The following is a 25761-nucleotide window of genomic DNA, read 5'->3' on the forward strand; positions in this document are numbered from 1 at the left end:
ACCGTTCCGGCACGCTGACCTTCGCCGGAAAGATCTCCGGCACGGGCGCGGTGCACCAGATCGGCAGCGGCGTGACGGTCCTGACCGGCGAGAACACCTATGCCGGCGGAACGGAAATCTCGGCGGGGACGCTGCAACTGGGTGACGGCGGCACGGCCGGCTCCATCGTGGGCGATGTGCTCAATGACGGCACACTGACCTTCAACCGTTCCGGCACGCTGACCTTCGCCGGAAAGATCTCCGGCACGGGCGCGGTGCACCAGATCGGCAGCGGCGTGACGGTCCTGACCGGCGAGAACACCTATGCCGGCGGAACGGAAATCTCGGCGGGGACGCTGCAGCTGGGTGACGGCGGCACGGCCGGCTCCATCGTGGGCGATGTGCTCAATGACGGCACACTGACCTTCAACCGTTCCGGCACGCTGACCTTCGCCGGAAAGATCTTCGGCACGGGCGCGGTGCACCAGATCGGCAGCGGCGTGACCGTCCTGACCGGCGAGAACACCTATGCCGGCGGAACGGAAATCTCGGCGGGGACGCTGCAGCTGGGTGACGGCGGCACAGCCGGCTCCATCGTGGGCGATGTGCTCAATGACGGCACGCTGACCTTCAACCGTTCCGGCACGCTGACCTTCGCCGGAAAGATCTCCGGCACGGGCGCGGTGCACCAGATCGGCAGCGGCGTGACGGTCCTGACCGGCGAGAACACCTATGCCGGCGGAACGGAAATCTCGGCGGGCACGCTGCGGGCGGGTGGTGCGAACGTGTTCAGTGCTGCCTCTGCGCATTCGGTGCTGGCAGGTGGCACGCTCGACCTCAACAGCTTCGACCAGACGCTGGTATCCTTAAACAATGCTGGTCTGGTGCGGCTCAACGGCGCGCCAGGCACGGCCTTGGCGGTGACCGGCAATTATTCCGGCAACGGGGGCACACTCGTCGTCAACACCGCGCTGCACGGCGACGCCTCGCCGACCGACCGCTTATTCGCGAACACGACGTCGGGATCGAGCAGGTTGCAGGTCAACAATGTCGGCGGCACCGGCGCGCGGACCACCGAAGGCATCAAAGTGGTCGATGTCGGCAACCCTGGTGCGTCCACCGGCCTCTTCACGCTCCAGGGCGACTTTGTTTTGGACGGCGAGCAGGCAGTGGTGGGCGGCGCCTATGCCTACGTCTTGCAGCAGGATGGCGTCAGCACGCCCGGCGATGGTGACTGGTATCTGCGCTCGTCACTGACCAATCCGCCGCCGAATCCGCCGTCGCCGATTCCGCCAGGGCCGCTCTATCAGCCCGGTGTCCCCCTCTATGAGATCTATGGACAGGTGCTGCTCGACTTGGCTCGGTTGCCGACGATGCAGCAGCGTGTCGGCAATCGCTACTGGGGCGGGGACGATGCGATGATGGCCGCGCATACGGCCGCCGCCGCATCCTACGTCAGCCTCGGCGCGTCGGCCTCCGCACGCGATGTGGCGCCAGACAACCAGCCACTGCTATGGACCCGCATCGAAGGCCGCCACGGCAAGTTCAACCCGACGACGACCGCAGGCTCACGCTATGAGGCCGACCAGGTTGCGCTGCAGAGCGGGCTCGACGGCCTGCTGCTGGAGAACGACAGCGGACGCCTGATTGCCGGCGTCAATGGGCAATATGGCAACGTGTCGGCACGGGCCCGGTCGGTGTGGGGCAACGGCAAGATCGCTGTCGATGGCTACAGCTTCGGTGGTACACTGACCTGGTACGGCCACGAAGGCTTCTACGTCGATGGCCAGGCGCAGGTGACGTGGTTCGACAGTAAGCTCACGTCGGATATCGTCGCAGGGGAGGTGGCGAAGGACGACGAGGGCTTCGCCCATGCCTTCAGCGTCGAAGGTGGCAAGCGCGTCGCGCTGGGCGGCGGCTGGTCACTGACGCCGCAATCGCAGCTTTCCTACGCGTCGGTGTCTGCCGATTTCAATGATCGCTTCGGGGCGCATGTAACGCTGGACGATGCCGAGAGCCTCTTGGGTCGTGTGGGCCTCGCCGCCGACTATCGCAATGCCTGGCTTGATGGCTCAGAGCAGATCGTGCGCACCAGCGTCTACGGCATCGCCAATCTCTATTACGAGTTCCTCGATGGCACGCGGGCCAACGTCTCTGGCACGTCCTTCGTCAGTGCCAATGAGCGACTGTGGGGCGACGTCGGTCTCGGTGGCACCTACAATTGGGCCAATGACCGCTACGCGCTCTATGGCGAGGTGTCAGTGAACACCAGCATGAAGGACCTCGGCGACAGCTATAGCGTCAACGGCACCGCCGGATTCCGCATGAAATGGTGAGACGCATCGCCCGCCTCGGAATTGGCACTTTGTCTCCTGTCGCATCGAATTGGCGACCGCCGCTGATACGTCTGATCCACAAGTGGCTGAAAGCGGGCACGATTGAGGATGGTCGACGCGTAGCATCAACGCGAGGAACTCCTGACGCCATGTCGTCTGTTGCATTCGCATCCAGATGCTCGGTTGTCCTGCCGAGACGCTAGGTGATCGAACGCACTTTCGCATGGCTGGGGCGGTCGCTTCCGCAGAAACCTGGATAAGAGCTTAATATCAATCATTCTTTTGATGCAGATCTAACGCGAGTGACACGATATATTCTGTCATGCATCTTCAGTCATCTGTAGCATTGCAATATCATATACCATTAATAGAAATATTTTTTATATCAACACGTGTAGATCTGTAAGTTGGCTAGCATAACCATCGCAATGTACTAGGGTGCTGAAGTATGGAGCAAAAAACGGATTGAGCGGTCAGCAGCCCCCAGGAGCTTTCAAGCCAAACTGCGGTGCGTGCGATACCATAGTCTTATTGCTGCTTTGCTTGGGGATCCTGTTCTCGCCGATCGTTTGCTTCCGGATGTATCCATCAATATTTGTGAAATTAGACAAATTCAGTTATTTTTATAAAGAGGTTATGTAGTATGAAAAATTTATTTACAATATTACTTGCAATATTCACAGCAATCGTTCTGCTGATTGTCATCTATTACTATTTTTCCAGCAGGGGGAATCCCAACGCGCTTTGGGAAATCGTCAGCCAGAAATGCGTGCCAGATCAGGAGAAGAGCCAGAATCCAGCCCCCTGCCTGAAAGTGGATCTGACGCAGAAATATGTGCTGTTCAAGGATGCCAAAGGGCCTCTTCATGATCTAGTAATGCCCACTTACCACGTGACAGGCATCGAGTCTCCGGAGCTTGAAAAGAATGATGTGCCGCCTTTCTTTGCGCTCGCTTGGAATGAAAGATCACGGCTATCGGCAGAACTCGGCAAACCGATAGACGACGCCTATCTGGCACTGGCAGTAAATTCGGAGCATAGCCGCTCGCAAAATCAGCTCCATATTCATCTAGCTTGCCTGCGTCCCGACGTTTACCGCACGCTCGAAACGGAAGAGCCAAACATCCGTTCTGCCTGGGCCCCCTTGAAATCGAAGATTAATGGACATGAGTATTTGGCGGTTCGGCTCAAAAGTGGCGATTTGACAAAAGAGGATCCCTTCAAACTGTTGAATATCTATGCGAGCGGCCAGGAAGACGAGATAGGGAATTACGGGTTGGCGGTAGCTGCCTCGAAAGATGGTGGTATGGTATTGCTGGCAAATCGTTTTAACCCCGTCCAGCTTGCCTTCGGATCTGCTGGTGAGATCCAGGATTACAGTTGCGAACTGGCAAATAAGGGTGCCGCATCAGCAGAATAATCCTGTGGTTGCCATTCCGATGAAATCTGCATTTTTTGAACTGATGCTGGGTCTGTTCAAATTTTGGATCCGACGCCTGAAATTTACGAATGGGCGGTTCTTCGGAGCAGATTACCGCCCATGGCGATGAGGATCATGGCATGAGAGACGTCGAATCGCAGGAGGGCGCAGTGCGAGTCGCCGTCAGTTCGATGCCTTGTACACACTCGATCTGCTTCATTTTCCGTCTTGACAGCAACCGGCGTCATGCTGTTAATACGTATTAGCTGCTAATGCGTATTAGCAAATATCGGGAGGTCGGGAGGATGTTGCGTGGCAGGTCCTAAGCGCTTGACTCAGCATGATATAGCGAAGCTGGCCGGCGTCAGCCAAGCGACCGTCTCGCTCGTGCTGAACGGTGCTCCGGCCATCTTGGCGCGCATTCCCCAGGAAACCCGTGAGCGGGTCCAGCATATCATCGACACTACCGGTTATGTTGCCGATCCTATTGCCCGGCGCATGGCCAAGGGCCTCAATCGCATTCTCGGCGTTTTCACCTACGAGCCGGCTTTCCCGAGCGAGCAGGCGGATTTCTTTACGCCTTTCCTGCTTGGCATCGAGGAGGAGGCGGAGGCGCGAAATTACGACCTTCTGCTTTTGACCGGTGCCGGTGTTGGCAAGGAACGCAAGATTTTCGCCGACGGCAACCGGCTCAGGATCGCCGACGGATGCCTGGTCTTAGGGCGTGAATTCGACCGGTTCGAACTCGAGCGGCTGGTTTCCGGCGACTATCCGTTCGTGGCTATCGGCCGGCGCGAGGACGCCGGTGGGCCCGTCCCCTATGTCGGCGGCGATTATTCCAGCGGCACGCGGACCCTGGTCGAAAACGCAAGGGCGCTCGGCCATGAACGGCTCGCCTATATCGGCCCTTCAGGGCCCGCGGAATCGATCGCCGACCGTTGGAATGGATTTGCAGGAGCGCTTGGGAACGGCATCGAGCTCGCCCTCCATGTCGAAACATCGAACCGGCCGGCGGGAGAAACGCTTGACGCCATAAGCGCAAGCGGCGCGACAGCGGTCTTCTTCGTCGAACGGGCCGATGCGGTGCGTGTCGAGGCGCTCGCACGCGATCGGGGGCTCTCCGTGCCCCAGGATTTCTCGATGGTCGTGCTTGGCAGTCATATCCGCGCCGAACGCAGCCATGTGCAGTTCACCTCCTACGAGATTCCTCGCGAGGAAATGGGCCGGCAGGCAACCGCTATGCTGGTGCGCCGCATCGAGGGTGCGGCGCCCATCGAACAAATTCTTCTGACCTGTGAATTGGTCGAGGGCGAGACCCTCGGCCTCGCAAAGAAACGGATTTGAGACAAGTGAAAAACATGCCGGCAAAAGAGATGCGAGCAGATATTCTGGTGGTGGGCGGCGGTCTCGGCGGCGTGGCGGCGGCACTCGGCGCGGCGCGTGCGGGTCGCAGCGTCATCATGACCGAGGAATTCGACTGGATTGGCGGCCAGTTGACCAGCCAGGCCGTGCCCTCCGACGAACATAGCTGGGTCGAGCAGTTCGGCATTACCCGCTCCTATAGAAAACTCCGCAACGGCATCCGGCAATATTACCGCGACAACTATCCGCTGACCGAGGGTGCGCGTGGCTGGGATGATCTCAATCCCGGCGCCGGCTGGGTCAGCCGCATCTGTGCCGAACCGCGCGTCAGCCTTGCGGTCATGGAAGCCATGCTGATGCCTTATCGCGGCGCTGGAAAGCTGAAGATATTGCAGCCCTACCGCCCCGTAGCGGCTGAGGTGGATGGCGACACGGTTCGTACCGTGACGGTTCGCCATCGCGACACGGGCGGGGAAGTCACCATTTCCGCCGCCTATGTTCTCGACGCGACCGAACTCGGTGACCTCCTGCCGATGACCGGCGCGGAATATGTGACGGGCTTCGAGGCGCAGTCGGATACCGGCGAGCCGAGCGCACCTTTCGAGGCGCAGCCGGACAATGTCCAGGCCGTGTCGATCTGCTTTGCCATCGATCATATCGAAGGCGACCAGACCATCGACAAGCCGGATAACTACGACTATTGGCGCAAATACCAGCCGCATTTCTGGGGCGGGCCGCTGCTCGGCTTTACCGCGCCACACCCGCGCACGCTCGCCTTCACGACCCGCTCTTTTACCCCGAATGTCGATGACGATCCGCTGCTTGTCGATGCAGACCAGCGCAAGGGTGGCGGCGACGAAAATCTCTGGCTGTTCCGACGCATTGCGGCGCACCGCAACTTCGTGCCCGGTTTTTATGAATCCGATATCTGTCTCGTGAACTGGCCGATGATCGATTATTTGGACGGCACGATCATCGACGTCTCCGACGCGGAGAAGGCAAAGCACCTTAAAGCGGCCGCTGATCTGTCCTATTCCGTTTTCTACTGGCTGCAGACGGAGGCGCCGCGCGTTGATGGCGGGCAGGGCTATCGCGGGCTGCGCCTGCGTGGCGACATCACCGGCACCGAACATGGCCTCGCCATGGCGCCCTATATTCGCGAAAGCCGCCGCATCAAATCGGTCACGCGTATCGTCGAGCAGGATCTTTCCCATGCCGTTCGCGCAGAGAAGGGGGCGGTGAACTATCGCGACAGCGTCGGCATCGGCATGTACCGCATCGACCTGCATCCCTCGACCGGCGGCGACAAATATATCGACGTGCCGTCCTGCCCGTTCGAAATCCCGCTCGGCGCGTTGCTGCCAGAGCGCATGAAGAACCTCATTCCGGCCGGCAAGAATATCGGCACCACTCACATCACCAATGGCTGCTACCGCCTGCATCCGGTCGAATGGAATGTCGGCGAAGTGGCGGGCATGCTCGCGGTCTATTGCCTCGACAAGGGGCTGAAACCCCACCAGGTACAGGCCAACGATGAGCATCTCCACGATTTCCAGAGGGAGCTTGGCCGTGAAGGCATTGAAATCCGCTGGCCCGACATCACGGCTTATTAGAGAAAGTCCAGGAAAAGCGTGGAGCGGCTTTCCATCAGAACTTGGCGGAAAACAAGCAGATTAAACCCATCTTTGGAGGAAGAACGGGAATGACTTATCACAGGACATGGAAATCGGCGGTGGCCACCATGGCGATCGCCCTGCCGCTCGGCTGGAGCGGCATTGCCAGTGCGCAGGATGCCGTCAATCTGCGCATGACCATCTGGAGCGCCAATGAGGCGCATCTGAAGCTCTTCAACGAGATAGCCGCGAGCTTCAGGAAGGATCATCCGAACGTCACCATCACCTATGAGTCGCTGCCTTTCGATACCTACACGACCGCGCTGACGACCCAGCTCGCCGGCGGCAATGCGCCTGATATGGCCTGGATATTCGAGACATCGGCCTATGATTTCGTCAAGTCCGGTGCTCTTTACCCCCTCACCGACACGCTGAAGGCGACACCGGGCTATAATCTAGAGGATGTCAGTGCCGGCGCCACCGAACGCTGGTCGCAGGCAGGCACGCTCTATGCCTACCCGTTCTCGACTTCGCCCTTTGCGATATTCGTCAACAACGACATCATCAAGGCTGCGGGCGCCAAGACACCATCCGAGCTGATCGCCGCCGGCCAATGGACCTGGGAAAACGCCATCGCCACGGCTTCGACCGTCGGCCAGACCGGAAAGGGCGGTCTTGTCGTCCGCGACTTCAACTACCAGAACTGGCAGTACCTGACATCCGTCTGGAACGGCTGGGGTGCCTCACCCTGGAGCGAGGACGGCCAAACCTGCACCATGACTGACAAGCCGATGGCGGATGCGGTGTCGTTCATCCATGATGCCATCTTCGCCAAGAAGGCGATACCCGCCCCCGGCGAGACCGTCGACTTCTTCGCCGGCAACGCGGCGATGACCATCACCCAGATCAGCCGCGCCTCGCTTTTACCCAAGGACAAGCCGTTCTCCTGGGATCTCGTGCCGCTACCGAAGGGACCGGCGGGCGACTATGCGTTGATCGGCCAGGCAGGAATCGGCGTAATGCAGGCGAGCAAGAACGCCAGGACGGCCGCCGAATTCGTCGCCTATATGACGAACCCGGAAAATTCTGCCAAGCTCAGCCAGTTTTTCCCTTCGGCTCGCAAGTCGCTGCTCAATGCCGAAGTGCTGAAGAAGACCAACCCGCTGTTGAGCCAGGAACAGATCGAAAAGGTGGTCATTGCAGGCATCGCGACCGGCAAGGTCATGCCGGGCCATACAGGCTTTGCGCAGATCCAGCAGGTTGTGCGCTCCAATCTTGATGCAGTGTGGCGTCCGGAAGCGGACGTTCCAGCCGCACTCCAGAAGATTTGCGGCCAGATCGGCCCGCTCCTGAGGCGGTAAAGGGATATTGAGAATGGCTGTCGCGCAGAATAACGCAAGTTCAGAAAGCCGTCCCATATCGCCGTTCTGGACGATTGCGCGGCGCGACAGCCTCGCCGGTTTCCTCTTCATCGCCCCGCAACTGATCGGCATCACAATCTTCGTGCTGATCCCGCTCGGGCTCGTGTTCTGGTATTCGCTGCACGAGTGGAACGTGCTCGCCAACACCTTCACCTATACGGGCGTGCAGAACTACCGGATGCTGATCGAGGATACCAACCTCCTCGAAGTGCTGGGTGCGACAGGCATTTTTTCCGCCGGGCTCGTTATCTTCAACCTGTCGCTGGCGCTGCTGCTGGCGGTCCTTCTGAACCAGAAGCTCGCAGGCATCACTGTCTTTCGAACATTGTTCTTTTCGCCGGTGGTCGTGTCGCTCGTCGCCTGGACCATCGTCTGGGGCTTTTTGCTGCAGAAGAACGGCGGCATCAACGGGATGCTGCAACTTTTCGGCATTGAAGGGCCGAACTGGCTGCGGGAGGAAACAACCGCGATGATCTCGGTCATTGTCGTGCAGGCCTTCAAGAATGTCGGGCTCAACATGATCCTGTTCTTGGCCGCCCTGCAGGGCGTGCCGAATGAACTTTATGAGGCCGCGCGTATCGACGGCGCGCCGCGCTTCAAGCAGTTCCGCCGCATTACGCTGCCGCTCATCAGCCCGACCATCCTGCTGACCTCGATCATCACCATCGTAGGCTCGCTGCAGGTCTTCGCGCAGATCGCGGTGCTCACCCAGGGCGGGCCGGGCCTCTCGACCACGGTGCTCGTCTATTACCTCTACCAGCAGGCCTTCCAGTTCCATTTCTTCGGTTACGGCTCGACCCTGTCGATCCTGCTTTTCGTGATCGTCGCCGTGCTGACCTTCGCCCAATGGCAGATGCGCAGGAGGATTGTCTTCTATGAAAGCTGAGCTTTCTGCGCGCAGACAGGTGTTTCTCTACGGGCTGATGTGCGTGCTGCTCATTCCCTTCGTGTTCCCGACATGGTGGATGGTGACCTCCTCGGTAAAACCGATCAGCGACATCTTCGCCTTCCCGCCGCATCTCGTGCCGCAGAACTATGACTGGACGACTTACCGTAAGGTCTTCGAACTGCAGCCTTTTGTGAGGCAATACTGGAATTCCGCCTATATCGCCGCGCTGGTGACGATAGGAACGATGATCGTTTCGTCCATGGCTGGCTATGCGTTTGCCCGCATCCGTTTTCCATTTGCCAACACCATCTTCATGATCGTGCTGCTTGGCCTGCTCATTCCGGCGGAGGTGACGATCGTGCCGCTGTTCCAGATGTTCCTGAAGGCCGGCATGGTGAACACACACTGGCCGCTGATACTGGTGCCAATCTTCGGCGCCCCAAGTGTTTTCGCCACCTTCATCATGCGGCAGTTTTTCGTCACGCTGCCGACGGAGTTGGAAGAGGCTGCGCGCGTCGATGGCCTTGGCCGCTTCACGATCTTTCGCAAGATCGCGCTGCCGCTTGCCAAACCGGCATTGGCATCGGTGGCGATCTTCACATTCCTGCATTCGTGGAACCTGTTTCTCGAGCCGATCGTGTTTCTGTCGAGCGCCGACAAGTTCACGCTGCCTCAGGCGCTGACGCAATATACCGATGCCTATGGCGGGCCGATGTGGAACATCCAGCTCGCCGCCGCGACGCTGACGGCGCTCCCGGTTCTCATGGTCTTCATCATTGCGCAGAAGCACTTCGTCGAAGGGCTCGCACATACCGGCCTCAAGGGCTGAAGCATGATCCCGATCCGAAGATCAGCGTCAGCAAAATGTTGCAGATTTTTCGGAAAAGATCATGCGGCTAAAAAATATGTATCGGAGTCTGGCTGATGGCCGAAGTTACCCTTTCCAAGGTCCGCAAGAGCTATGGCGCAGTCGACATCATCCACGGTGTCGATCTCGACATAAGCGATGGCGAATTCGTCGTGCTGGTCGGCCCGTCCGGCTGTGGCAAGTCCACGCTGCTCAGAATGATTGCGGGGCTGGAAATCATCACCGGCGGCGACATCCGGATCGGCGGCCGGGTGGTCAACGACCTCGACCCCAAGGATCGCGACATCGCCATGGTCTTCCAGAACTATGCGCTTTATCCGCATATGACGGTTGGAACGAACATGGGCTTTTCGCTGGAACATCGCGGCGCCAGCAAGGCGCAGATCGCCGAGCGGGTGAACTGGGCGGCGGATATTCTCGGACTATCACACTTGCTTGAGCGTTACCCGCGCCAGCTTTCCGGTGGTCAGCGCCAGCGCGTCGCCATGGGCCGCGCCATCGTTCGCGATCCGCAGGTTTTCCTGTTCGACGAGCCGCTTTCGAACCTCGACGCCAAACTGCGCGTCGTCATGCGCGGCGAGATCAAGACCCTGCACCAGAAGCTCAAGACCACGACCATATACGTCACCCACGATCAGGTGGAAGCCATGACCATGGCCGACAAGATCGTCGTGCTGAACGGCGGCCGGGTCGAACAGATCGGCGCGCCGCTCGACCTCTACGACCAGCCGGCCAACCGGTTCGTGGCGGGCTTCATCGGTTCACCGGCGATGAATTTCTTAGATGGCACGATTACCTCAGAAGGCTTCATAGCGCCCGGCATTGTGCTGCCACTACCGGAGGCGGCGCACGGCTTTCATGGACGCAAGGCCGTCTATGGCATCCGGCCAGAGCATTTCACGCTTCACGACAGCGGCGTGCCCGCTGAAATCGTTCTGGTGGAACCGATGGGATCAGAGACCCAGGTGACGATGAAGCTCGGTGAAACCCAAGTGATAGGTGTCTTCCGCGAGCGGGTGGCATTGTTGTCCGGCGCGACCATACGCGTCCGTCCCGATCTCGCGAGCCTCCATCTGTTCTCGAACAATGGTGGTCAGCGACTGATCTGAGCGTGCTTATTCACGTGCAGGTTTTTACCGAAGTTACGGAGCATTCAGCTACGGTCATAGAAAGCTGCCGAACGGCTTAGGTCCTTGACCGCCGCCTCCGGCCCGACAAATCGCAGGGAAGCGGGAGTGGGAGCGTATGGCGCTCTACTTCCGACGAAGGGAAGGGCGGCAGAGATGGTGCGGGTGGCGATTTCGGCGGCACTTTCGACAGAAATCATTGGTATGGGTCATGCCTGTGATAGGTTAAAGGTAACCAAGATCGAAGGAGAAAAACATGGTTTCTGCATCAAAGCCGAAGCCTGCGCGCGTGAAGGTGGGCGAGCACCGCGCCCGATCGAGATGGGGTGCCGGACGTGCGGGCTCCTCATTCAAGGCAGAGGCTCACCGCCAGTCGCTCGCGGTTGCAGCAAGCGCGCAGGCGGCGGACGATCAGGCGGTCATCAATGCCGTCTCCGATTGGGGCGGGGGGATATCTGGACGGTCGCGGGCGCGCTGCGGCAACTCCTGACACAACGCTGCTGGGAAAAGCCTGAATAGCGCAAGCGGAATGCGTTGATTGAACCGACGCCCCTTCGTCCTGTTCCGGGGTAAGACGACGCCATGAGCCCACAGCAAGCGATTCTCACCAATTTCTAACCTGAACCCCGCCTATCCTTCGTGCCATAGTCGTCGAACGGAGGGACCGACCGCCGATTGCACGAGGCAACTACCCGGCCCCGTGCGCAAAACACATTTCGTGAGCCCGATCGTCGGGCTCTCAACACCGATGGACACCGATGGGCATCAGGTCTCGCATTCTCGTCTTTCAGCTCATCGTTGTGGCGTCGGTCCTGATGATGGCGGCTATCGTCTACGTCACCGTCCGCTCGACGACCTATTACATGGAGCGCGTTCAGTGGGCCAACGATCAACTGGAAGCGGTTACGGCGCTTACCGTAAACGCCAACCGATATTCCGAGCAGATCGCCGAATTCCTGTTGATCGGCGAACCGGAGCGTTCCGACTACGACAGCGCGCGAGCTCAACTCGAGGCGGGGTTCGATGTGCTTGAGAAGCTGACTTTGGGCGAGGCTGAGTTCCTGGGGCGCAGCAGCGAACAAGAAAGCGCGGGCGACGAAATCTTTCGCATCACGCGGATGCGCGCGCTTTACGCAGAAATAGCAAAGGCGACCGCCAGGGCAATCGAGCTGCGCAACCAGGGGCGGCAGGAGGATGCGATCCGCGCCTTTCGTCGGGAGATCGAGAACCGTTTTGACGCCGAGTTTGAAAACATATTGGAGGCCGCAAGGCGCGATGAAGCGGAAGAGGTCGCGCGGGCGGAGCTGCAGGCCGAGGCGTTGTGGCGACGCCTGACCTGGGTCACAGTCGGGCTTGCGCTCGCTGCCGTGGTCCTCTGCTTTGTCGCTGCTTTCCTTCTCTCCCGATCGCTGATGCGCCCGATCGGCCTTCTGACGCAAGGCGCCGAGGCGATCGGCCGGGGTGAACTCGACCATCGGATCGGCTATGACAGCCGCGACGAACTCGGTGCGCTTGCGCGACGCTTCAACGCGATGGCAGCCAACCAGGAGGACCAGCGCAAACGGCTGCTTGACGCGCGAGCGGATCTCGAGAGGCAAGTCACCGCGCGTACGGCCGAACTCGCCGCCGCGAACCAGCGGCTGACCGATCTTGATCGGCTACGCGTTCAGTTCCTCGCCGACATCAGTCATGAACTGCGCACCCCGCTCACCGCTCTTCGAGGGGAGGCGGAGATCCCTCTGCGCCATGGTTCGAAGCCCGAGGCGGTCTATCGCGATGCATTGGAGCGGATCGTCACGCAAAGCCTGGAGATGAGCCGGCTCGTCGACGATCTGGTTTTTCTATCCCGCTCGGAAACCGATACGATCCGCTTCGAGCCTCGCCGGACGGACCTTGTGACCATCGTCGCCGATGCGGTTCACGACGGCGAAATCCTCGCACGCGCCAATGCCATTGCGATCAAGGCAGACTACAGAACAGATCCGATCTGGATTACTGCCGACGCGCAGCAGCTTAAGCAGGCCCTCGTCATCCTTCTGGACAACGCCATAAAATACTCGCCGCGCGGACGGCCCGTGAACCTGAGCATGGCTGTTTCGGATGGGCATGCGCAGATTATAATACGCGATAAGGGATTGGGCATCCCGGCCGAGGAAATACCAAAGGTATTCGAGCGATTTTACCGTGGCCGAAGCCCGAAGACGTCGCGCCAGCCCGGCAGCGGCCTCGGACTGGCGATCGCAAAGTGGCTGGTCGAAAAGCATCAGGGCGAGATCACGCTCACCAGCGAGGTCGGGTCTTTTACAGAAGTCGTGGTTCGCATCCCATGCGCCGCTCCAGCAAGGTCCGCACATGAGGCCGGCGACGTCAGCGCGATCGGTTCCAGGATAAACACCCCTGCGAAAATCCGGGCGCAGTAAAGTCAATCTGTGTCGTCGGGCAGGCATCTGCAGGATATGTGACAAGGCCGGTTAAAGGATTGATTGAATGGCGAGAGTTTTGCTGGTCGAGGATGACGACCGCATCGTGGGTTTTATCAAGCGGGGGCTCGAAGCCGAGGGCTACCTTGTCGATGTCGCCGATAGTGGCGAGGATGCGCTGGCGATGGTGCGGGAGATCTCCTACGCACTCATCGTTCTTGACCGCCTGCTTCCCGGGATTGACGGTCTCGAAGTGTGTCGGATGCTACAAAGCGAACGGCGCAAGAATCTTGTCTTGATGTTAACCGCAAAAGACAGCCTGCAGGACAAGGTCGAAGGGCTGAAGGGAGGCGCCGACGACTATCTGACCAAACCCTTCGCTTTCGACGAACTGATCGCGCGCATCGAGGCTCTTCTTCGACGCCGACCCGGCGCGGTATCAGATCCTCTGCTAAAGGTCGGAGACCTGACGCTCGATCCCGTCGCCAAGAAAGTTCGACGCGGTGAGCGCGAAATCAGTCTCACGGCCAAGGAATTCAGGCTTCTAAACTACATGATGCTGCATCCCGGAGCTGTCATCAGCCGCACGCGGTTGCTCAACAATGTCTGGAATCTGAGCTTTGATCCCGAAACAAAGGTCGTGGATGTCTACATACGCTACCTCCGCCGCAAGATCGACGGCGCGGAAGAACACCCGCTTATCAAGACCGTGCGCGGCTTCGGCTACGTCATATCGGCTTGAAGCGCAAGCGAATTCAGGCGCCGGGAGCTGAAACTGGTTTGTGGTTATGTTGCCCGGTTGACAAGATAGGATTGAAAGTAAGAGGGCGGCGACAGTCACGTTAAAAGTTGGATAGAGACGGCGTATTCCGAGGTTATTACCGCATTTCTACGTTATTTTGCGGTGGTCGTACAGGAGCGACTGCACTGTGTGACGATCAACGGAGAAAGCATCATGAAACCCAGTCATAAAATCGGCCGCATGATTACCCTTGCAATCGCCGCAGCGACCGGAACTGCGGTCGGGGGCGCGCAAGCGGCCGTCAAGCCGCACACGATCGAGATCGGCGGCATCAGAAGCATCGTCGGTGCGAACCAGGCGGCGCCAAAGACGCTACCTGGAACGGTTCAGGCTCAGGAGAAGTTGCTGCAGTTCGCCGGCAACAGCTCCTCGAACTCGAGTTCGAATGGGTCGTCGAATTCCAGTTCAAACGGCTCGTCGAACTCGAGCTCGAACAGTTCGTCCAATTCGAGCTCGAACAGTTCGTCGAACTCGAGTTCGAACAGCTCGTCGAATTCCAGCTCCAACGGTTCATCGAATTCGAACAGTTCGTCGAACGCCAATTCCAACGGCTCGTCGGATAGGGGTTCGAACAGATCGTCGAAATCGGGTTCCAACCGATCGGCCCGGACGCTGGTCGACCTCCTGCGCCAACGCTAGAAAGCCGCCAGGAAACGAGGCGCCGGCTCTCCGGCTCCTCGTCGCACCGTCGACCACGGTGAGCAAACCGGTTTTGCGACGATCAGTCCCCAACTCCAGATGACAGTCATGCTGACACGCTTCAACAGACCCTCGCCCAAGATCAGCTTCCTTTGCCAGCCCTCCGATGTCGGCGTTATCGCCGAACCGCGACCGGCCAGATCCGCCCTTCCAGACTGGTTCCGGAAAATCGCGCCGATCGACCTGGAACATGTCGGCGCGCGTGACAACGGCGTCACGATCAAGCGCTGTATGCCGTTTTTGGACGCGCTCTCCACCGGCTGGATCCTGCCGCTCGCAGCGGAAGTGCGGCTGGAGATCAAGGATGGCGGCGAGACTGTCGATTACGGCTGGGAGTTTGACCGCACGATGGTCAGCAATCACAGCCCGCACCAGATCACGGGTCATCCGAGTACGCCGCGCCCGCCCTGCAAGTTCCACAATCACTGGGCGATCCGAACGGCGCCGGGGTGGAGTTGCCTGTTCGTGCCTCCGCTCAACCGGCCGAACGGCGTCTTCGAGGCTGTCGCCGGTATCGTCGACACCGACAGCTATTCCGCGCACATCCACTTCCCTTTCTTTCCAATCGGTCCTGACGGCGTGCACATCATCGAGAAGGGCACGCCGCTGGTGCAGGTCTTCCCGTTTCGTCGAGCCGACGCCGCGATCGAAGGCGAGGTGCGCGCTGAAACAACGCAAGAAGCAGGCGAGCGGGAGCGCATCTATCGCAACACCATCGCCGGCTCGGGCTGGTATCGAAAGTTCGCCCGCGCGAAGCGTTGAGGCAAACAGTAGAGAGCCGATTTTGGATTTCCGGGCCGCTGCTGAGTAAACGGATGCGGTCGACGGCCCTGCGCGACCGTGGTGTCGCTGAGTACGACCTCGCTCCTAAAGGCACGACGACAGCGCGAACCAGAATGTCTTCCCTTGAAGTTTCTTAGCCCGAGGCTGGCGGTCTGCTCTCGGTTTTCTCGACGCGCTTTGCCGGGTGGCCGCGCGGCGCTTTATGTATTCGATCTACTGGCACTGACGCGCAGAGCAGCACCGTCATCCGGGTGGCAAATTTTGAAGGCTAATTCGCTTTCCTTGCATTCAGATTTGCTACATCGAACATCTAAGGGCCTGCCGCGAGGCGACAGCATGCTTACCACCCGCGAAGAATGTTCATGACGCAGAACATCGTTATCTTAGCCAAGCGGCCCTACGCCGCCTGCCGGACATCTGTCGGAGTCATGCCGTACCGGAGCCGAAACTGCCGATAAAATGTCGATGGTTCGATAAAGCCGACATCGAAGGCAATATCGGCGACGCGCCGCATAATCTGCCGTGGATCCGTCAGGCAGTCATAAACATAGGAAAGTCTCTTCTCGGTGAGATAATCAGAAAAACTCGTACCCTCATCTGAAATGAGCTGGCGAACATAATGCGCGCTTATCGCGATGCATGGAACATCATGCGGCCCTATCTTGAAGCCTTCACATCCAATCGCTAAGGCGCCAGTCAACATCGCCGCGTCGGTCAAGCAGCGACTGCTCAATCTCGCTCGCAGCGAAGGGCAAGCTTATGATGTGGTGCTCGTCCGCTATGCCCGAGCGGCTGGTCTACCGGTTGTCGATTTCCGAGCAGATCGTGCGCGGTTCGGCCGGAGGAAATCGGGCGGCTCAAGGCGGGATCGACCAAAGATATCTCAGTCGCCGGTGCGACGCTGGTTGCGCAGTTCATCACAGCAGGGCTGGTGGATGAATACGCACTCTATTATGTTGCCGTGGTCATCGGCGCTGGCAACCCAGTGTTCAAGATTTATCGAGGGGCGGCTGGATCTCGATCTTGTTGAAGAACACAGGTTCCGCCACGGGCATGGTGTTCCTACGCTATGTTCCGCAGAACAAAGGGAGTTAGATCATGCGCACGGCAGACGCCAAGGTCACGATTTTGCACGGCGCTCGACGCGAAGGCCATTCCTCACCGACCAGAGTAACATTGCCCGGAATGTCCGTATGACCTTCAATCGCGCTGACTTCTATGACACCGAACTGCATCGGCACAATGAGCACCTGCGTTCTGCCTTCAAGATTGGCCCGCATGACCGCGTGCTCGACGTTGGTTGCGGAGCGGGGCAGTCCACTCGAGACGCCGCACGCATCGCCCGCAACGGAAGCGTCCTCGGAGTCGATGTCTCGGAAGAGATGCTGCAGGTCGCCCGCCGGCGCAGCAGGGAAGAAGGATTGCGCAATATCGGGTTCGAGCTGGGTGACGCGCAGACCAAAGTGCTTCCTGCCGCGCATTTCGATGTCTGCATCAGCCGTTTCGGTGTGATGTTCTTTGCCGACCCCGTCGCAGCCTTCGACAATATTGGCCAGGCTATGCGCCCCGGAGCGCGCCTTGCGCTCATGGTTTGGCAGGCCGCAGACCGCAACGAGTGGGCCACCGCCATTGCGAACACGCTGGCTTTGGGAAGTGCGTCGTCCGGCGCTGCCGCGTTCTCGCTCGCTGATCGCGCAGTGACGACGGGCATTCTGACAAAGGCCGGTTTTGCTTCGGTCGAGTTTGCCGAAGTGCATGAGCCCGTCTTCTATGGTGCGAGCGTCGACGCGGCCTATGACGCCGTGGCCAGCCTGTTCATGGAGCAAGGTGACCCAAAGGGCACCGAGACTGACGGTGTCCCTCAGCGAGTCCGTGCGTTGCTGAATTCGCATATGACGTCGGACGGCGTACTGTTCGATTCGCGCGCCTGGATAGTTACGGCTCAAAAACCTTAGCAGAGAACACCGGCAGCGTCGGCTGGCTACGCCGGTCAATTCCAGGAGGCACGCTTTGGCTGAACCCGGTCATCACGTCAGTTGAGCTATGGTCTGCTTTGCGGTTTGATACACCTCAAAGCTGCCCTTTCGCTTTCCACCAATCCAAGTCATCCCGTCTGCCGCGGAAACTCGGCGAGATCCGCGGCGGGGCCGTGTCGGTCCGGGCACATAGTGGAGATCCTCCATCTGGGTTGGGATAGGCGCTGGTGGTTCATACAACTGGACCGATACGCTCCACGGCGCGGTACCGTTGGATCCCCAGCCTGAGCAATATTGCCGGCAGCTACAGCTCAATGGAACGACGGTTTCAATGTAAGGTTCTGACCACCTGTTTGCGAACAGCGCGGGGGCCGAAGTAACTTCCCGCCTGTCATAGGTTCAGGTCAACAGGCCGGCCAAGACCATCAGATCAATGACCGCTTCTCTGGATGTAGGGTGAATGGTGGCGCCGACGCCGATACATGGCTCGCTGCTCGGCCCGATATCACAAAGGAGAGCCCTTGGGGGGCGATGTGGAGAGGCTCATGGAATGGCTCGAGGAGCAAACCCGGACGTCTGGGCGCACGGCAGGGCCGCCACTTGAAAAGCGCGATCCCTTGGCCAGCGCTGCGGCTTGTCCAGGCCCATGGGCTCGCAAGATCAGCTTGCACGGGGCTCTCCTCGGGAGGCAATCCAATCCCGCTCTCCAGTGATGGCTTCCTGGTCCGTCCCCGGATCTTCCACGATCAACCCACGGGGGGTCCGCTAGCAAGCTGCGGCCGCTCGGCTGAAGCCTTCACGGTGATCGCGACCGGGGGCGGACACTGACGGAGCCATCGAGCGGGAATTGGCCCGCTCCCAGGATGGAGCCCTCAGATGTCGCAAGATCTTTCCCTCGCCCAGAACCACGCCTTCCAGCTCGCCCGCACCCTCATGGTGCCGGTCACGCTGTTCCGCTCCGGCGGCCAATTCGGCGTCCTGCCGAGCGCCGAACTTGACGACGGCGAAGTCGAGACCCTCGCCGAATACGATCCCTTTGAATACGGGCCGGCTCGTTGAGCCGGCTTTCTCCTTGAGGAGGTGCCGCTTGCGAGCAGCAGGCGGCAAGGGAAGCTGCGCCGCGGCCGGCCTGCGGCGCAAGGTGAAAATCTCATCTGCCGGCCGCGCCCTTGCCCCCTTTGCTCTTCGCGGCGTCCGGAAAGCTGTCCCCCAAGGTGCGGGAAAAGAAAAGCTGAAGGAAGGCGGGCGCTTGCGCGCACGAAGGACGGAAATGGAACAAGACGAACGCAATGAATTACGAAACAGGGTGTTCTGCGCGGCTGCGCTGGATGAGGCCGGTTATGCGATCGACCTGAAGGAAAGCACGCGCCGGGCGGTCAAGTACCGGCATGGTGACAAGATCGTCATCGTCATCCATGGGGGGAAAGGCTGGTTCGATCCGCTGTCCGACGCGAAGGGAGATGTGTTTTCGCTGATGACCCATCTGTATGGGGTCGGCTTCCCGGAGGCGAAGATGCGGGTCGGCCGGCTGGTCGGCTATGAGCCGCGCCAGCCGGTCTGGAAGAGGCAGGCCCGGCAGCGCGATCCGGATCGCGGTGTGGCTGAACGCTGGAGCGCCCGCCGCAACCCGTGGCCGGGTTCGACGACCTGGCGCTACCTGCGCAATGAGCGTCATCTGCCGGAAGCCGTGGTCCGCGCCGCCATCCGTCACGACCTGCTACGGGAGGGGCCTTGCGGCAGCATGTGGGCCGCCCACCGGGATGGAGCGGGGATGGTGACCGGCTGGGAGGAGCGTGGCCCGGAATGGCGGGGTTTCTCGACCGGCGGTGCGAAGAACCTATTCCGGTTCGGTCGTTGCGATCCGCTCCGCCTCTGCGTCACCGAGGCGGCGATCGATGCCATGAGCCTCGCGGTGCTGGAGGGTGCGCGGCGCGACAGCCTTTATGTCAGTACCGGCGGAGGATGGGCTCACGCCACCAATGCGGCGATACGATTGCTGGCGGCGCGAGAAGATGTGCTGCTGGTCGCAGCCACGGACAACAACGCACAGGGCCACGCTTACGCGGATCGCCTTGAAGCAATCGCCGACGAGGCTGGCTGCGGCTTCGAACGGCTCCGACCGCAGGAGGACGACTGGAACGCCGAGCTGAAGGCAAGGGCGAAGAACCAGGCAAAGGGCAGAAAGAGGGAAGAGGAAACCCGGCTTTCGCATGCCCGCCCGCCGCGTCAAGGGTAAAGCTGCGCCCGGCTCAAGCCGGCGGACCCCCGTTGCGGCAAAAATCTCATTGTGCGAAGACCAAATAGACAGACGCAACCCGTCGCTCCTTGGGAGGAGGAGACCATATGGCTGAAATGACAGTTCTCGCCTTCGCACTTGTGGCGTTCATAGGCATTGCAACGCCCGGCCCCACCGTGCTGCTCGCCTTGACGAACGGCTCGCGGTTCGGCGTGCGACGTGCCTGTTTCGGCATGATCGGCGCGGTGATGTCCGATTTCGTTTTGATCGGAGCGGTCGCGTTTGGACTAGGCGCGCTGCTCGCCGCCTCAGAGTTCTGGTTCAATGTCGTCAAATGGGTCGGTATCTGCTATCTCGCCTTGCTCGGCATCCTACTCTTGCGCTCCAGGGGAACACTTGACGGGACGCTCCAGTCGGCGAGCAAAAGCGGAGCGGGATCGACCCGATCGCTGTTTCTCAAGAGCTTTTTGGTCGCGGTGACAAATCCCAAGGGCTATCTATTCTTCTCGGCCTTCCTGCCTCAATTTATCGATCCTGCGGCACCCCAGCTCCAACAATATGCGGTGCTTGCCCTTGTCTTCGCCAGCATGGACTTCATGGTGATGTTCGGATATGCGCTGCTTGGCTCGCAGGCGGTTAGGGTGTTGCGGAGGTCCGGAGCGCTCTGGCTGGATCGCATCTGCGGAGGTGTGTTGCTTACGCTCGCTGGCTCCCTCGCATTTTATCGGCGGACGGGTGCGTAGGAACCCCGAAGGACGCTCCCGCCGATCCTGTTGAAAAGGTCGGGATTGGCGCGGATTCAGTCTCCAGGGTAGAGCGAATGATTGACCCATGCCCGCTTTGATCGCCGTGAACCGCGCGCCGACGATGCAGGATAGCGAGGCGCTGCAGGGTTATTGCGAGCAGCGTACGAACGATGGTGATGAGCAGGAACGGCTCAGTCCTGTCCGAACAGGCCATGCTGGAGCGTAACCCGAAATCCGCACCAGCAATTAAGGTTACGATTGCCGCGCCGACTTGCGGGTCTGCCGGCGTGAGGCTGCTGCTGGTCCGAGTCTCACTGCTGCTGACGCCGAACCTGTCCGGAAAACCCATGCTTCTTGCGATCACGGCTGGCGGTTTTCTGAACCGCATTTCTTATTCTGTGTCAGTGGCGGACCACACGCCTCCCGTCGCTATACAAATAGAGCTCGGGTGGTCAGGCCACACAGCGCAAAGAGGCGCGCCCGTGGCACGCCGTCACGCGCCAGAACGGAAAGACCATTCAGGAGCGCTGCCAGGGCATCTCCCAAGGCCAGCGCATCCGTTTCAGGCTCCAGTTCTCCTTCGCGAACCGCTCTTTCCAGACGCGCGATGATAGCATCGGTCTGCATGAGACGGCGCTCGGCGAGCCAATCGCGGATACGCTCGTTGTCCGCGGAACAACTCGCCACCGCCGAAACCACCAGGCAGCCGCGCGGCCGCCCGGGCCGGGTATAAGTCTCGACCGCTTCGCGCAGCATTCGCTCGATCGCCCCGTATGCCGTGGTTTCCTCCTTCAGTGCCCGAGCGACGAAGCCGCCTTCCCGCGCCTCGTAAAGGGCCACCGCTTCGCGAAACAGACCCTCCTTTGAGCCAAAGGCGGCATAGATGCGGGCCGGCGCAAGCCCTAGCGTCCCCACCAGGTCGGCGATCGACGTGCCTTCATAGCCGCGCTCCCAAAAGGCGTCGCGCGCCTTGAGAAGCGCTTGATCACGATCGAATTCCCGCGGTCGCGCCATCGGATCCTCATTGTTGAATGATCGATAAATAATTCACTTGACATCGAATTGCAAGCCTGAATTCTTGAGCGATTACTCAATAACTTATAGGAGGAATGGACATGAGTGCATCGGAAAAATCGACGCCCCTTGGCGCGCCATCGACAACAGGTGGACTGGGAGCCAGGCGGGGAGCGACGCTGGCGCTGCTTGCCTTCGCCCAGCTCATCATCGCGCTTGATCTGAACATCGTCTTCGTCGCGCTTCCTGAAATCGGGGCAGGGCTGGGCTTTTCGGAACAGACGCTTCAGTGGGTGGTCAGCGTCTACACCGTCTTTACCGGAGGTTTCCTGCTGTTTGGCGGGCGGGCGGCGGATCTTATCGGTCAACGGCGCATGTTCGTCCTCGCCCTATGGCTCTACGCGCTGTCTTCGCTGGTCGGCGGGCTTGCCTGGAGCCCGGAAATGATCATCGTGGCGCGAGCGGTTCAGGGAATTGGCGGCGCTTTTCTTTTTCCGGCGACACTCTCGCTGGTCAACAGGCTCTTCACGGAGGGGCCGGAACGCAACCGGGCGCTTGCCGTATGGGGCGGCGCCGGCGCCAGCGGTCTCACGATCGGCTCGCTTGCAGGCGGCTTTCTCACGGGCGCTTTTGGCTGGCCGTCGGTCTTCTACGTCAATGTGCTCCTGGCGGGTATCGGTATAGTGGCTGCCTTCTTCGTCATTCCGCGCGATCCCAAACGCAACGAGCACCGAAGCTTCGATCTCGCCGGCGCGCTCACGGCGACTGCCGGGACAACCCTCCTGGTATTCACTTTGGTGCAGGGGCCGGAATATGGCTGGGATGCATCCGTCATCGTCTGGAGCCTCGCGCTTGCCGCAGCGTTCCTCGCCGCCTTCATTCTCATCGAGGCGCGGAGTTCCGATCCGCTGATGCCGCTGCGGCTCTTTGGCAATCGAAGCCTCGTCGTCGGCATGGCGATCACCTTTCTCTATATGGCGACGTTCGGCACGCTGCCCTATTTCCTGACGGTACTGTTCCAGAACGTGCAGGGCTTCACGGCCATCGAGACAGGTTTCGCCTTTCTCATCCCCTCCCTCGCCATCGCCGCAGGCACACAGATAGGCGAGCGTCTCGCCACGCGCCTTTCGATCCGTTCCACTCTTATAGGCGGGATGATCGTCGGTGCGATCGGCACGGCGTTAATGATCCCCGGCGCCACCATCGACGCCAGCTACGCGGCCATCGCGCCGGGCCTGATTATCTCGGGTATCGGGCAGGGTGTCGTATGGACGGGCATGTGGATCGCCGCTTCTTCCGGCGTCCACCATGACGAGCAGGGGGTCGCGTCGGGCATGGCCTCCACCACACTGAACGTGGGTAATGCCATAGGTCTCGCCGTACTGAACGCGATCGCCAACCGGCATCTCCACGGGCTGACTGGCGAGGCTCTGCAGCAAGCCATCACGGAGGGCATGCAACGCGCCTTCTGGTTTGCCGTCGCCGGCATTCTCCTCAGCATCGTCGTCGCACTATGTTCGCATAGGCGGGTTTCCTGAAGCCCGGATGCCGCGTCCACGGCAAGGATTGGGTGGCAGCATCTTGCCGGTGCGGTGCCGCGCCGCCGAATGCCTGTCGGTTTCGATATCGGCCAGGTTTAGCCCGGCCTGTGCTCAGTAGTTTCTGGCCACCAGCACGGCATCCCCATTGGAAAAAAATGGAGGCTCGGGTGCGGAGCGGCGGGCGGGTGCGAGGCAGAGCTTTTCGAAAAGACGAAAATCGTCTGAGACCGGAAAGCCCTACTCCGCGTCACGGTAATGAAGAAACTTCGGTGCGGCCGCGCGGCCGCCCGTCATGACCTGGGACAGTTCCGCTTATCGATTACCCTTTCAGGAAAATAAGTCGTTCATCAACACGGCCGGGTGTTACTTCATGGACCTCGGCGCTCACCACACCCTCTGCCACGAAAGGATCCTCCTCAATCAACGCCTCAAGGCTTTTCCTATCAACATTGTGGGCGAGGAGTGTCCCGCCCGCGTTTAGTTGGAGGCTGCCTACAAGAAGAAAAGTCCCACTGTCGAAGCCTCTTTTGATCCAAGCATTGTGGCCCTCGAGGAATTGGGCGGCCTGCGCCTTGTTGTTCGAAAATCTGAGAATTACGATAAACATGAACTGTCCCGTTGCTGTGATGGAATGAGAAAGGCTTCGCCGCGCTATGGCGCGTCGACGGGATTTGTTTAAGGCAGTTTATCCCCGATCAATTTTTGAAGCCCTCGGCCGCGATATCCTTCAACCAGTCCTTCATCTGATCAACCTCGCACTGAACGAAGTCTTGATCCTGGAAGGCATTGAACAGGGTCGCGACACCCTGACTTCGGGAGAGAAGATGCATGGCGAGCGCATCCGCATCTGCTTCTCGGCCGAGTGCTACGAACTGCCGGCGGAGCCACGTCCGGAACAGCATGAACAATCCGCCAGCATCTGCCCGCGCTGCATGGTTTAGCTTCGCGAGCTCGCTCGTTAAGGTTCCGATCGGGCATCCATACAGTTTAATCTTATCCCCATTCATGATCAGGATATCGATAAAGCTGGAGATCCGCTCTACCGGTGTCTTGCCCTCTATCTCCCATCGCTCCAGCATCGCATTGCGATCAGCCAGGCGCTTCTGGATTACCGCTTCGAGAATGTCGTCCTTCGTCTTGAAATGGTGATAGAAATTGCCGCGTGATATCTTCACGAGCTCGGCGATGTCTGCAAAGGATGTGTGCTCAAATCCCCTGCGGTAGAACAGATCGTCCGCTACGCCGACAATTTCCTCGCGTGTCGCCCGATTTGCCATCGTAGTGCCTCCTATTGGTCTTCGAATGCTTAGGCAGCGGAGGCCTCTCCGCCCGTGAAAAACGGATAGTCAGTGTATCCGGCGTCGTCCCCACCATAGAAAGTCGTTGGATCAGCTATATTCAGAGGCAATCCCTGCCGGTAACGCCGCACGAGGTCAGGGTTGGCGAGGAAGGGGAGGCCGAATGCCACGAGATCGGCATCGCCGCTTGCAATTGCCTGTTTCGCATGCTCCACGTCATAGCCGTTGTTCGCGATGTATGTGCCAGCGAAACACGACCGCAGAGCACGATAGTCAACTGCGGACGTTTTTTTTGACATGTCCCCCTGAAGCACGTGGATGTACGCAAGGCCTCGAGTGCTAAGCTCCCGGATGATGTACTCGAAATGGGCTTGCGGGTCGGAATCCACCATGGCGTTGAAGCTGTTTTCTGGAGTCAGACGCACACCAATCCTTCCTGCGGGCCAAACCTCATTGACGGCGTCGAGGATCTCATTCAGCAGTCGCATTCGATTGCCGACACTGCCGCCATACGCGTCACCTCGCCGGTTGCTGCCATCGCGCAGGAACTGGTCGATCAGGTATCCGTTTGCTCCGTGAATCTCGATTCCATCGAATCCCGCACGCTTAGCTAACTCGGCAGCATGTCGAAACTGAGTGACGAGGCCTGGAATTTCCTCGACCGTAAGTGCGCGCGGCGTCACAAAATCCTGCATCCCGACGTATGTGACTGCCTTGCCGGATGGACGAATCGGTGATGGCGCGACTGGGATGGCGTCTCCTGGCTGGAGGCTTGGATGCGAAATCCGACCGCAGTGCTGCAGCTGCACGAAAATGCGGCCACCGGAGGAGTGCACCGCGTTGGTCAGTCGGAGCCAACTGGTCACATGCGTATCGGCAAAAAGGCCAGGAGTGTAGGGATAGCCGACGGCTTGTGCAGAAACAGGAGTGGACTCGGAGATGATCAGTCCAGCAGTGGCACGCTGCTCGTAGTGCGTAACCATCGTTGGCGTCACGTTGCCGCTGCCATCGGCACGGTTGCGCGTCATCGGCGCCATGACCATGCGGCTGGAAAGCATCAAGTCGTTAAGCTGAAAGGCGCTGAAGAGATCTACGGCCATAAATTCCTCCCTTGAGTTAGGTCAACTGTCCTAATGCAATGAGTAGGTCAACTGTCCTAATCTGTCAAGCCACCTAATTCTTCCGCGCTGAAATGTGCCAGGGACAGCGCTGAGCGCGCATGATGTCGTAG

26 protein-coding genes are annotated in these 25761 nt (G+C 59.7%); 19 read left to right on the forward strand and 7 right to left on the reverse strand.

The annotated features are described in order from the left end of the window. From DUT91_RS14700 to DUT91_RS14740, 8 genes are all read left to right on the forward strand, one after another. A partial coding sequence (locus DUT91_RS14700) for an autotransporter family protein (protein ID WP_114441253.1) occupies positions 1-2315 on the forward strand: 2315 nt, incomplete at its 5' end. A gap of 643 nt (positions 2316-2958) precedes the next feature. Next, positions 2959-3735, forward strand: coding sequence for a CDP-diacylglycerol diphosphatase (locus tag DUT91_RS14710; protein WP_114441255.1), 777 nt, complete (start codon positions 2959-2961; stop codon positions 3733-3735). A 312-nt stretch (positions 3736-4047) separates the two neighbouring features. Further along, positions 4048-5079 (forward strand): LacI family DNA-binding transcriptional regulator, encoded by a 1032-nt coding sequence (locus tag DUT91_RS14715; protein WP_114441257.1) that lies wholly within the window; start codon positions 4048-4050, stop codon positions 5077-5079. Positions 5080-5108: 29 nt separating this feature from the next. Further along, positions 5109-6710, forward strand: a complete 1602-nt coding sequence (locus DUT91_RS14720; protein ID WP_114441593.1) for an FAD-dependent oxidoreductase — start codon at positions 5109-5111, stop codon at positions 6708-6710. A gap of 89 nt (positions 6711-6799) precedes the next feature. Further along, positions 6800-8071, forward strand: coding sequence for an ABC transporter substrate-binding protein (locus DUT91_RS14725; RefSeq protein ID WP_114441258.1), 1272 nt, complete (start codon positions 6800-6802; stop codon positions 8069-8071). A gap of 13 nt (positions 8072-8084) precedes the next feature. Continuing rightward, on the forward strand, positions 8085-9017 hold the full coding sequence (locus DUT91_RS14730) for a carbohydrate ABC transporter permease (protein ID WP_114441260.1): 933 nt from the start codon (positions 8085-8087) through the stop codon (positions 9015-9017). Next, on the forward strand, positions 9007-9849 hold the full coding sequence (locus DUT91_RS14735) for a carbohydrate ABC transporter permease (protein ID WP_114441262.1): 843 nt from the start codon (positions 9007-9009) through the stop codon (positions 9847-9849). Before DUT91_RS14730 ends, DUT91_RS14735 begins: the two co-directional genes overlap by 11 nt. Before the next feature lie 95 nt (positions 9850-9944). Further along, positions 9945-10997: an ABC transporter ATP-binding protein gene (locus DUT91_RS14740; protein ID WP_114441264.1), complete on the forward strand. Its 1053-nt coding sequence runs from the start codon at positions 9945-9947 to the stop codon at positions 10995-10997. A 44-nt stretch (positions 10998-11041) separates the two neighbouring features. Here DUT91_RS14740 and DUT91_RS25815 read toward each other — a convergent pair whose 3' ends face one another. Further along, entirely contained in the window at positions 11042-11215 is a 174-nt protein-coding gene (locus tag DUT91_RS25815; RefSeq protein ID WP_160113655.1) for a hypothetical protein, read from the reverse strand. A 56-nt stretch (positions 11216-11271) separates the two neighbouring features. Between DUT91_RS25815 and DUT91_RS14745 the strand changes: the two genes are divergently transcribed. From DUT91_RS14745 to DUT91_RS14755, 3 genes are all read left to right on the forward strand, one after another. Then, positions 11272-11505, forward strand: a complete 234-nt coding sequence (locus DUT91_RS14745) for an antitoxin MazE-like protein (RefSeq protein WP_114441265.1) — start codon at positions 11272-11274, stop codon at positions 11503-11505. A 268-nt stretch (positions 11506-11773) separates the two neighbouring features. After that, complete coding sequence (locus DUT91_RS14750) at positions 11774-13435, forward strand: sensor histidine kinase (protein ID WP_245419737.1); 1662 nt, start codon at positions 11774-11776, stop codon at positions 13433-13435. Positions 13436-13502: 67 nt separating this feature from the next. Next, positions 13503-14177 carry a response regulator transcription factor gene (locus DUT91_RS14755; protein WP_114441267.1) on the forward strand — a complete coding sequence of 225 codons (675 nt, stop codon included), beginning with the start codon at positions 13503-13505 and terminating at the stop codon, positions 14175-14177. 392 nt (positions 14178-14569) lie between these two features. Here the strand turns inward: DUT91_RS14755 and DUT91_RS25820 are convergent, their stop codons facing one another. Beyond that, positions 14570-14833: a hypothetical protein gene (locus tag DUT91_RS25820; RefSeq protein WP_160113656.1), complete on the reverse strand. Its 264-nt coding sequence runs from the start codon at positions 14831-14833 to the stop codon at positions 14570-14572. 151 nt (positions 14834-14984) lie between these two features. On the opposite strand from DUT91_RS25820, the gene DUT91_RS14765 reads away from it, so the two are divergent. Further along, positions 14985-15698 carry a DUF6065 family protein gene (locus tag DUT91_RS14765; RefSeq protein WP_114441595.1) on the forward strand — a complete coding sequence of 238 codons (714 nt, stop codon included), beginning with the start codon at positions 14985-14987 and terminating at the stop codon, positions 15696-15698. A 418-nt stretch (positions 15699-16116) separates the two neighbouring features. Here DUT91_RS14765 and DUT91_RS14770 read toward each other — a convergent pair whose 3' ends face one another. Next, on the reverse strand, positions 16117-16437 hold the full coding sequence (locus tag DUT91_RS14770) for a helix-turn-helix domain-containing protein (RefSeq protein WP_114441268.1): 321 nt from the start codon (positions 16435-16437) through the stop codon (positions 16117-16119). 129 nt (positions 16438-16566) lie between these two features. Between DUT91_RS14770 and DUT91_RS27430 the strand changes: the two genes are divergently transcribed. From DUT91_RS27430 to DUT91_RS25825, 6 genes are all read left to right on the forward strand, one after another. Then, complete coding sequence (locus DUT91_RS27430) at positions 16567-16749, forward strand: dihydrofolate reductase family protein (RefSeq protein WP_114441270.1); 183 nt, start codon at positions 16567-16569, stop codon at positions 16747-16749. 163 nt (positions 16750-16912) lie between these two features. Beyond that, positions 16913-17674 (forward strand): class I SAM-dependent methyltransferase, encoded by a 762-nt coding sequence (locus DUT91_RS14780; RefSeq protein ID WP_114441272.1) that lies wholly within the window; start codon positions 16913-16915, stop codon positions 17672-17674. 897 nt (positions 17675-18571) lie between these two features. Then, positions 18572-18754: a hypothetical protein gene (locus DUT91_RS14790; RefSeq protein WP_114441276.1), complete on the forward strand. Its 183-nt coding sequence runs from the start codon at positions 18572-18574 to the stop codon at positions 18752-18754. 211 nt (positions 18755-18965) lie between these two features. After that, positions 18966-19931: a DUF3991 and toprim domain-containing protein gene (locus DUT91_RS14795; RefSeq protein ID WP_114441596.1), complete on the forward strand. Its 966-nt coding sequence runs from the start codon at positions 18966-18968 to the stop codon at positions 19929-19931. 107 nt (positions 19932-20038) lie between these two features. Next, positions 20039-20674, forward strand: a complete 636-nt coding sequence (locus DUT91_RS14800; protein WP_114441277.1) for a LysE family translocator — start codon at positions 20039-20041, stop codon at positions 20672-20674. An 88-nt stretch (positions 20675-20762) separates the two neighbouring features. Continuing rightward, entirely contained in the window at positions 20763-20903 is a 141-nt protein-coding gene (locus tag DUT91_RS25825; RefSeq protein WP_160113657.1) for a hypothetical protein, read from the forward strand. Between the two features lie 203 nt (positions 20904-21106). On the opposite strand, the gene DUT91_RS14805 is transcribed toward DUT91_RS25825, so the two are convergent. Continuing rightward, positions 21107-21691 (reverse strand): TetR/AcrR family transcriptional regulator, encoded by a 585-nt coding sequence (locus DUT91_RS14805; RefSeq protein ID WP_114441279.1) that lies wholly within the window; start codon positions 21689-21691, stop codon positions 21107-21109. Between the two features lie 101 nt (positions 21692-21792). Between DUT91_RS14805 and DUT91_RS14810 the strand changes: the two genes are divergently transcribed. Continuing rightward, positions 21793-23229, forward strand: a complete 1437-nt coding sequence (locus DUT91_RS14810; RefSeq protein WP_245419738.1) for an MFS transporter — start codon at positions 21793-21795, stop codon at positions 23227-23229. 322 nt (positions 23230-23551) lie between these two features. Here the strand turns inward: DUT91_RS14810 and DUT91_RS14815 are convergent, their stop codons facing one another. The 3 genes from DUT91_RS14815 to DUT91_RS14825 all read right to left on the reverse strand — a co-directional run bounded on the left by DUT91_RS14815 (position 23552) and on the right by DUT91_RS14825 (position 25630). After that, positions 23552-23839, reverse strand: a complete 288-nt coding sequence (locus DUT91_RS14815) for a YciI family protein (RefSeq protein ID WP_114441282.1) — start codon at positions 23837-23839, stop codon at positions 23552-23554. 88 nt (positions 23840-23927) lie between these two features. Continuing rightward, a complete protein-coding gene (locus DUT91_RS14820; RefSeq protein ID WP_114441284.1) occupies positions 23928-24509 on the reverse strand; it encodes a TetR/AcrR family transcriptional regulator in 582 nt (193 codons plus the stop codon). A gap of 29 nt (positions 24510-24538) precedes the next feature. Beyond that, positions 24539-25630 (reverse strand): alkene reductase, encoded by a 1092-nt coding sequence (locus DUT91_RS14825; protein WP_114441286.1) that lies wholly within the window; start codon positions 25628-25630, stop codon positions 24539-24541. Between the last annotated feature and the right edge of the window lie 131 nt (positions 25631-25761).

This window comes from Paramesorhizobium salinisoli, from assembly GCF_003335045.1.
Lineage (GTDB): Bacteria > Pseudomonadota > Alphaproteobacteria > Rhizobiales > Rhizobiaceae > Paramesorhizobium > Paramesorhizobium salinisoli.